This window comes from Microcystis sp. M31BS1, assembly GCF_020245285.1.
Taxonomy (GTDB): Bacteria; Cyanobacteriota; Cyanobacteriia; order Cyanobacteriales; family Microcystaceae; genus Microcystis; species Microcystis panniformis.
In genome coordinates this window covers 1-8,892 of sequence record NZ_JADBVE010000174.1, presented here as the reverse complement: position 1 = coordinate 8,892, position 8,892 = coordinate 1, and the positions used below count along the sequence as shown (strand labels likewise).

Here is an 8,892-nt window from a genome sequence, read left to right as displayed (position 1 = left end):
TGTCATTGAACGGGATGAGGATGGATATTATGTTGGGGAAGTTCCTCAACTTCGGGGTTGTTACAGTCAAGGGGAAACGATTGATGAATTGATGAAGAATATCAGGGAAGTGATTGAACTTTGCTTGGAAGATGACAATCCGGAAGATGTATCGGAGTTTGTTGGAATTGAAAAGGTGTCTATCTGATGCGTACCGGTTCATCGGGGGAAAACTGTCGGGAAAGGATTACTCCTAAAAATTTTGCGCGATGCTGAACTGACACAAGAAGAATTTATTCGTCTGCTGTAATTCCCATCTTGATTTAAGCTTAATGTCCCCTGGCTAAATATAGTACAAAAAATCTGGCGTTGTCAGATCAGAAAAAGATGCAATGGTGATATTGTAGGGTTAATTGATGAATTAACCCTACTCTCTACTCGCGCTGAGAAATTAATTGAATGGAAACCCCCGCGTAGGCGGGAATACCTGTGCTACAACAGCTTACCCCTGGAGTTTACGCGATAAGGCACCCAATGAACCCACCGCTAACAGTCCTAAAATGGTACTAGGTTCGGGAGTGGTAGCGGGGGGAGGACTAACTGGAGTCACTTCGAGCGCGGACCATTGAATAAGATCTTCTAGATTAGTACCCAAATTTCCCGTAAAGGAAACAGTTTGTCCCGCAGCAACGGTAAATTGATTACTAAAATTTCTTAATCCGGCTGAAAAAGGCGAGGTTTCCACCGAACTTGAACTTCCATTGCTTAAGGTAAAGCTTTCATCACCCTCTAGCTGGTCAATATAACCAATAGTATAGGAGGTGAGTTGAACTGCACTAGAAAAGGTCAGGTTAAAGCTGGTAGTTGTCGCTCCCAAAAAAGCACCACCAACCAATACAGAAACACCATCACCATCCGCATGAAAATAACCTAGTGTCTGGTTATTGGATAGAGTCAAGGTGATACCATCAACCGTTTTAGTGATAGTGGATTGGTTGTTATCACCTGCACCGAAGGTAAAAACGGCAGCCTGAGCAGAGTTATTGATGGTCAAGGCGAGAGGGACAAGGGTAACACCGAGTCCAAAGGTGGCCAATTTGGCAATATTCAAGATATTCATTGTTTTATGGACAATTAAATAGATAAAGTGAGAATATTCTACCCCCCCCCGCATTTTGTCAATATATCTTTTTTTTTGACCTAAATACCCGACATTTTAGGTAATTTCATTTAGGTGGGTACTTCAATTTTACCCTGTCCGGCCAATCCAAAAGCGGCATGAACCACTTGTAGGGCCCTGACTCCATCTTCCTGATTCACCACACAACTGATTTTTATATCAGAAGTAGCAATCATCAAAATATTAATTTTCTCCTTTGCTAAAGCTTCAAAAAAGCGTGCTGCTACCCCCGGTTGTCCTTCCATTCCTGAACCAACAATGCTCACTTTGGCCACATCATTATTAACCACTACTTCCTGTAAACCCAAACTTTCCGATAGTTCTAAAAGGATTTTTTGGGCTAAATTAGCATCAGCTTGGGGTAAAGTAAAAGCGATATCCCGTCGGGGAATACCATCGACAATGCGACAGCGTTGGGATTGAATAATCATATCAACACTGACATTTTTTGCCGCTAAAACCGAGAAAATTCTCGCCGCCATCCCCGGGCGATCGGGGACGTTACGAATGGCCATTTGGGCCTGATTATTATCTAGGGCCACTCCCCTGACTGGGACTAAATTTTTAGGGATTTCGCAATGAGCAACTTTAGCAGAATACTCCACTTGAAAAGCATCACAAAGGACTTTAATTGCTTTTTCTCCGTCCGCTTCATCGATGACACAACTGACTTTTACTTCAGAAGTGGAGATCATTTCGATATTAATTGCCGCTGCGGCCAAAGTGCTAAATATTTGGGCAGCAATTCCCGGCCGGCCGATCATACCAGCGCCGGTAATGGCGATTTTAGCAGCCCCGGATTCGATAATCACTTCCGCTTCCTCTGTATTAGTGGGATGGGAACGTAAAACCGGCGCGATCGCTTCGGCCACGGATTGGGCTTTTTTTAAGGCATTTCCCATCACCGTAAAGGCGATATCGTTGCTGTCACCCTCGTGAATCGATTGAATAATTAAATCCACGTCCACCTGTTGATGGGCAATTTCCCCGAATAAACGGGCAGCGATACCCGGACGATCCGGAACCCGTAAAAGGGCGATTTTCGCCTGATTGCCCTCAAATTCCACCGCATCCACTGCTTTTGTCAATTCCAATCCTTGCAGGGTGCGCGGTTTCGGTGCCGGGGATGTCACCCAAGTACCCGGATCCTCTGTCCAACTGGAGCGGACAACCAAGGGAACCCCGAAGTTTTTGGCGATTTCCACCGCTCGCGGGTGGAGAACTTTCGCCCCTAAACTGGCTAATTCGAGCATCTCATCGCAGGTAATTTCGTCCAAAAGACGCGCTTCGGGGACTAAACGGGGGTCAGTGGTGAGAATACCGGGTACATCGGTGTAAATTTCGCAAAAATCGGCTTTTAAGGCGGCCGCTAGGGCCACGGCCGAGGTATCGGAACCACCGCGCCCTAGGGTGGTAATCTCTAATTGATCACTATCGCTGACACCTTGAAAACCGGCGACCACAACTACTTTACCCTCCGATAGATGACGGGAAAGGCGATCGGTTTTAATTTCTAAAATACGGGCGCGACTATGTTCGGATTCCGTGACAATTCCCACTTGAGCGCCGGTTAGGGAGATGGCCGGTTGTCCGATTTCCTCTAGGGCCATACTCATCAAGGCGATTGTTACCTGTTCCCCCGTGGATAATAACATATCCATCTCCCGGCGCGAGGGTTCGGCGGCGATTTGTTTGGCTAAATTGACCAATCCATCGGTGGTTTTCCCCATGGCAGAAACGACCACCACCACGGTGTTTCCTGCTATTACCGTATTTTTGACCCGTTGAGCGACCGATTGAATGCGTTCCACGGAACCTACCGATGTACCACCGTATTTTTGGACAATTACAGCCATAGTTGTCAGCGCTAGAGACTTTCTATACTTTGTTCAATCTCCAACTTATCAAACTTCCTTAACGATAAGTGGTTTTGGTTAACATTCCTTATGTTTTATCAAATGCCGACTATCTGAATTAATCCTTAAGACTGCACCGGAGAAGGGAGCGCCGGAGCTAGGTTGAGGCAGTCCGAGCATTTGTACTAAAATGTCAATAGGCAGTTTAAATACAGTACATTTATGCTATTAATAATATTTTGGCTCTCTTAGGTTTGGTGGGTATTATGAAAGATATTTTAATGTTAGATACAGTAATAATTATCAATTCTGATACTCCCTTAATCTTAGGACTGATTCAGGGTAGGGTTAATTCATGAATTAACCCTACCCTTGATAAGGGGGGAAATCTGACAATTTTTAACACCTACCTACTTAAGTAGGTGGGTGGAATTGAATATAAGATGAACGTAGGTTGGGTTGAAGTATGAAACCCAACGCCCGCTCATGTTACGCTACCGCTAACCCATCCTACAAATAATTGTGCCTCCCTACTTAGATACAGTAATAATTATCAATTCTGATACTCCCTTAATCCCCCTTGGTAGGGTGGAAATCTGACAATTTTTAACACCTACCTACTTAATCCTTTATCGATTTTACTCGGTTTTTGGGTTGCGTGTGTTTCCCCCCAGATTTTAATTTAAACCTTTAAGGGCAGCCAATAAATAATTAGCCAAAGTCACTCCATCTACTCCTAATTCCGTCCTTTCTTGGGCTGCTAAAATGCCGGCTTGAGCGTGTAAATAAGCCGCTAATGCGGTTGCTTCCGGGGCATTATCGGGCATTTGGGTTAAGAATCCGCCAATTAATCCTGTTAGGACATCACCACTACCACCTCGCGCTAAAGCGGAGCTACTTTCGGGGATTATATACATTTTACCTTCCGGGGAGGCGATTATAGTTCTGGCTCCTTTTAATAAGATAATTGCACCACTTTGTTGAGATGCTTCTTGAGTAATATTAATCCTATCTTGAGAATCTGATAAGTTAGGAAATAAGCGTTTAAATTCTCCCCAATGAGGCGTTAAAATTGTCTTATTCTGGCGAGATGATAATTTTTCTATACCCAATTGAGCCAAAATATTTAAAGCATCGGCATCGAGTATAATCGGCTTATCACTATCTAAAACCTGTTCGATAATAGCGGGATTTTCTGTGGTTAATCCAGGACCACAGGCGAGGACATGATAATTATTTAATTCTAGGGGAAGTTCGGCAATAGCTCCCGTGGCAGTTTCGGGACAATCGATAATTAATGCTTCTGGTAAATGACTAATTAATAAAGATTTAAGGGCAGCAGGAACAGCAATAGAAAGCATTCCCACACCACTACCTCGCGCTCCTAATCCGGCGAGAATTGCCCCCCCTGCATAACGACGAGAACCACAGATAATTAATAAATGTCCCTGCTGATATTTATGGGTAAGGAGAGGACGGGGTAAAGGTAAATAAGGGCGAATTAGATCGGGATTAACCCTCAGAATTGGCGGTGAATCTTGTAAAATTGTTTCTAGGTCAAGGGGACTAATTCCTATGTCAATTAACTCCACTTTACCCAGATAGGGTAAGGCCAAATCTTGTAAAAAAGCGCGCTTCCAGAGTCCCAAACAAAAGGTATGAGTGGCTTTAATTGCCGTGCCTAAAACCTCTCCGGTGTCGGTGTGAATTCCTGAAGCAATATCGATACTAATTATCGGTTTTTGCCAACTATTAATTTTATCGACTAATTCGGCAATATCTCCCGATAAAGTCCTTTCTAAACCAAAACCGAAAAGACCATCGATAATTAACTGACAATCCTCCAAAGATTCTAAAGTTTTCTGAAAAATTAAGCCTAAATGCTTGACATAATTAGCCTGTTGTGCTGTTAAATCCTTGAGTTTGGCGATCGGACAAAAAAGAGATACTTGATAACCGGCGAGGTGTAATTCTCTAGCAATCACGAGAGCGTCGCCGCCATTGTGACCAGGGCCAACTATAACGCCGATTTTGGGAAAATTAGCCAAAGAATAGGACTTTTTAAGCTGTTGTGCCGTTAACAGGGCTGCCTTTTCCATCAAAGCGGCCACAGGCATACCGGAAGCAAAAATCGCCCCTTCGATGCGACGCATCTGCTCGCTATTAACCACGTTGGACTGATAATTGTAGCTCATTCGAGGGATAAATTGCCTGTTAACAGGTCTAGATCACTTTTTTTCGGATTAAGTTCACCTGATTATCGATTACAAGCCTGACATCGCTTTATCCAAGTTAATTGCTAACCTTAAAACAGTTAAGTAGTCGCTTAATTAGGGTTTGCGGCAAAAAGTTTTTCGTGGGGGCAGGGGGGTGTAGGGTTTTACCCATTTTCAGACGGTCAATTACCCAATTTTCAGGGAAAAAGTCCCGGAATTTTCGCCCCGATCACTCCAATGCTAGGCACTTTTTGAGGTCAAAAAAGTCTAAAAGTCTTATCCAACAAGGTTTTTAGATTTATTCAGCCAACCCTAATTACTAAATTATTTTATCATAAAGAGAAATCCTCTCTCAGGTAAGAGCGGTAGTATGGCTTACTCGACACAGCAGTTAATTGAAATCCTCGATCGAGAAATGCACGCCACTTGCAAAGGGGAACGTCTGTTACTCTCCCCGGCGGAGCGCATTGATAATCCGGTGATTGCCAAGGCGATCAATCTAGAAAAGGCGGGCAAAGTCTTCGCCTATCAGGATTTTCGCCGCCAAGTTCACGATTATCAACAACAATATCAGGTTTCGGGCATTATCTGGCGTGTTTGTCAATGGGGCGATCGCACTCTCCGTTATCCCGAAATTCATAATCAATTAGTTGCCGTGGCGGGTGACAAGGAAATTCTCATGGCTGCCAAAGCCTCGGTTTTAGAGTTTTGGAACAGTATCACCCCTAATATGAATTTTTGGTGGGCGCTTAACTCCCGTCGTCCCATTTCTGCCGATTCTCTAGCCGAATTAGTCGCCCAGTCCGAATGGGCGGAATTAGATGTGGCGCGCACAGAATTATATCTCGGTCTCTGTTGGGGTAATCCTTTAGAACACCAGTATCAATGGGCGCAACCCTTTTCCGGTTGTCATCGTATTATCGCCGCCGTCGATGAACCTAGTTCGATTAAGGTATAAAGGCGATTGATGTCTTGGGGTGTGGGGGTGTGGGGTGTGGGGTGTGGGGTGTGGGGTGAATAAAGCTGCCTTCTGCCTTCTGCCTTCTGCCTTCTGCCTTCTGCCTTCTGCCTTCTGCCTTCTGCCTCCTATTGTAAAGTTTTGTTAATTTTTCTGGGATTAGGGCGTTTTGTAAAAATAGATACAGAATTGTATGTTATATATATTAGTGGGTGATTAAAAAAGTTCGAAACACTATTTGCAGCTCGGAGGAAATGATTATGTCCACAGAACAACAAGCTCGCGCCTTAATGATGCGTCACCACCACGCCGTCAAAAATCGTCAACAATCGATGTTAGGGAGAAGTGCTTCTGAAATCGGTATTGACAATGACAATGGCTACGGGGAAACCGTTCAACGTCGCTTCTCGGCCGACTTTTCTTCACAAACTTACGATCGCTCTGGTGTTACTCTCAGTTAGGGTCTGAGATTTCGCCAAAGTATCAGCTTTCAATCTTAGAATTAAGTGAACAATCAGCCCACACAAACCGAGATCGGAAGGTGTGGGCTTTCGGTTTTTAGAGATAGGGGTCAGTCCTGGGCCGATTACGGGGTTTCATCGGGATTTATGCCTAATTGCCGTAATTGCGCCGCTAAACGTTCCGCACGTTGACGTTCGCTTTCAGCCTGTTGATAGGCTGCCTGGGCGCGTTGACGTTCGATTTCAGCATTCTGACGTTCGATTTCGGCTAATTCCGCAGGTAGGAGAATTAAATTGCCGTCTAGGTCATAAAAACGTAGCCAAGGGGCTTCTTCTCGTTGGATGCTGCCCATCCAGACTCCTAACCATAATCCCAAACGTTGACACCATAACCAACCGCGCTGGTCGGGAATAATTTCTTGATAGCATTGATTTGGGTCTAAAGTCCAACCTTGCAGGGAAGTGGCATCAAAGGGATTATAAACGAAGTATTGGGAACAGCGAAAAGTCCGCTCATAGAGGTTTTTTTTGGTAGTTAAATCGATTTTTGCGGTGCTTTCTGACATTAATTCCACGATCACATCGGGATAACGTCCGTTTTCGTTCCAAACCACCCATCCTTGTCGTTTATAACTACCATCGATATCGAGGACAACGAAAAAATCGGGGCCACGAAAATCTTTATTAAAAACCCGCTCACGGCTAAAGTAAATAAACATATTACCGCCAACAAAAAAGTCTTCTCGATCCTGATAGGCTTGTTCGATAGAATCGATTAAGACATTCATGGCCTTGCGGTGACGGTGCGTTTCCAAAGGTTCTCCATCATCAAAAATCAAGTCTTCCGGGGGAATGGGTGGTTCTTGCCAATCGATAACTGGAGGAGTGAGGGGTTGAGTCATCGGGGTTACGTCCGGGATAGAGATGGTTTTATTTTATTTGCAAGACGAGGCGATATTTAGGTTGTCCGGTTCGCAATTTTTCCATGGCTTCATTCACCTGGGAGATAGGATAGGTTTCTGTCACCGGTTCAATGCCATGGCGAGAGGCAAATTCGATCATTTTATTAATGGTACTGGGACTACCCAAAGGACTGCCAGAAATCGATTTTTGACCCATAATCAAGGGAAAAGCATAGGTAGCCATGGGTTCAAGAACAGCCCCAACAATGTGCAGACGACCTTTGGGACGTAAACAGGCGATATAAAGACCCCAATCGAGATTAACGTTAACGGTAGAGATGATGAAATCGAAGTAATTTTGTACCGATTGCAAGGCTTCGGGGTCTCTGGAATTGATAAAATGAGTCGCACCTAGTTCTTTTGCTTCTGTTTCTTTGTCGGGACTGCTAGAAAAAGCGGTTACTTCGCAGCCCCAAGCTTTGAGGAATTTTAAGGCTATATGGCCCAATCCACCAATACCAATGACACCAACTCGGTCCGTGGGTTTAATATCAAATTGAACAATCGGATTAAAGACGGTAATGCCACCACAAAAAAGCGGGCCAGCTTTGGCCGCATCTAACTGGTCCGGTAAGGGAACTAACCAACTATGATGGGCCCGGACTCTTTCAGCAAAACCACCATGGCGACCGACGATAGTTCCTTCAGCAGTAGCACAAAGGTTTTGATCCCCTGACATACAGGTTTCACAGATGGAACAGGAACGGGAAAACCAACCAAGACCGACTCTTTGCCCTAATTTTAACTCTTTGACTTTAGCACCAAGAGCGGCGATCGTACCGACCACCTCATGACCGGGGACAAAGGGATAGGTGGTCAGTCCCCAATCGTTATCGAGCATACTTAGGTCACTGTGGCAGATGCCGCAATATTCCACCGCGATTTCTACATCTTCATCCGCTAATATACCCGGATCGTAGTCAAAAGGCTCTAGTTTTCCCCCTTTTTCTCGGGCAGCATAGGCTCTAATCATGATTAAGTCCTCTAGGATCGGTTTATTGGTTATCTTATCCTAAATTGCTCTGAGTATGGCTTGCACTAAATCCTGTTTACAAGGTATAGAGGAGTGGGAAGTGGAGAGAAGGGAACGGATTTGATCCTACCAGCGATCGCCAAATAGTCCCAAGGGTGATTTTTTGATGCTATACTTTGCACGGCTACAACTTGCATTTTTTACTCAAGGACAATAATATAGTTTAAGAGTCATAATTAGAAGCAAAGCACTCATTAAAAACATGATTAACCTAGAATTCACGGAAGAAGAAAAGAACTCACTGTAT

The 8,892-nt window shown here is 44.4% G+C and carries 8 protein-coding genes; 3 read left to right on the top strand and 5 right to left on the bottom strand.

The features are described from left to right. On the top strand, positions 1-187 hold a 187-nt coding region (locus tag IM509_RS10310), incomplete at its 5' end, for a type II toxin-antitoxin system HicB family antitoxin (protein ID WP_272079400.1). A gap of 294 nt (positions 188-481) precedes the next feature. On the opposite strand, the gene IM509_RS10305 is transcribed toward IM509_RS10310, so the two are convergent. From IM509_RS10305 to IM509_RS10295, 3 genes are all read right to left on the bottom strand, one after another. Beyond that, entirely contained in the window at positions 482-1,099 is a 618-nt protein-coding gene (locus IM509_RS10305; RefSeq protein ID WP_170863946.1) for a PEP-CTERM sorting domain-containing protein, read from the bottom strand. Positions 1,100-1,209: 110 nt separating this feature from the next. Beyond that, positions 1,210-3,015 carry an aspartate kinase gene (locus tag IM509_RS10300; protein ID WP_185237759.1) on the bottom strand — a complete coding sequence of 602 codons (1,806 nt, stop codon included), beginning with the start codon at positions 3,013-3,015 and terminating at the stop codon, positions 1,210-1,212. A 677-nt stretch (positions 3,016-3,692) separates the two neighbouring features. After that, a complete protein-coding gene (locus tag IM509_RS10295) occupies positions 3,693-5,210 on the bottom strand; it encodes a bifunctional ADP-dependent NAD(P)H-hydrate dehydratase/NAD(P)H-hydrate epimerase (protein WP_072927329.1) in 1,518 nt (505 codons plus the stop codon). A gap of 391 nt (positions 5,211-5,601) precedes the next feature. Between IM509_RS10295 and IM509_RS10290 the strand changes: the two genes are divergently transcribed. Both IM509_RS10290 and gifA read left to right on the top strand, forming a co-directional pair. Further along, positions 5,602-6,189: a hypothetical protein gene (locus IM509_RS10290; protein WP_072927331.1), complete on the top strand. Its 588-nt coding sequence runs from the start codon at positions 5,602-5,604 to the stop codon at positions 6,187-6,189. 260 nt (positions 6,190-6,449) lie between these two features. Then, positions 6,450-6,650, top strand: a complete 201-nt coding sequence (gene gifA, locus IM509_RS10285; protein WP_002758764.1) for a glutamine synthetase inactivation factor IF7A — start codon at positions 6,450-6,452, stop codon at positions 6,648-6,650. 125 nt (positions 6,651-6,775) lie between these two features. On the opposite strand, the gene IM509_RS10280 is transcribed toward gifA, so the two are convergent. Beyond that, positions 6,776-7,552 carry a Uma2 family endonuclease gene (locus tag IM509_RS10280; protein ID WP_052276576.1) on the bottom strand — a complete coding sequence of 259 codons (777 nt, stop codon included), beginning with the start codon at positions 7,550-7,552 and terminating at the stop codon, positions 6,776-6,778. Between the two features lie 28 nt (positions 7,553-7,580). Further along, positions 7,581-8,585, bottom strand: coding sequence for an NADPH-dependent aldehyde reductase Ahr (gene ahr, locus IM509_RS10275; RefSeq protein WP_052276575.1), 1,005 nt, complete (start codon positions 8,583-8,585; stop codon positions 7,581-7,583). Positions 8,586-8,892 lie beyond the last annotated feature (307 nt).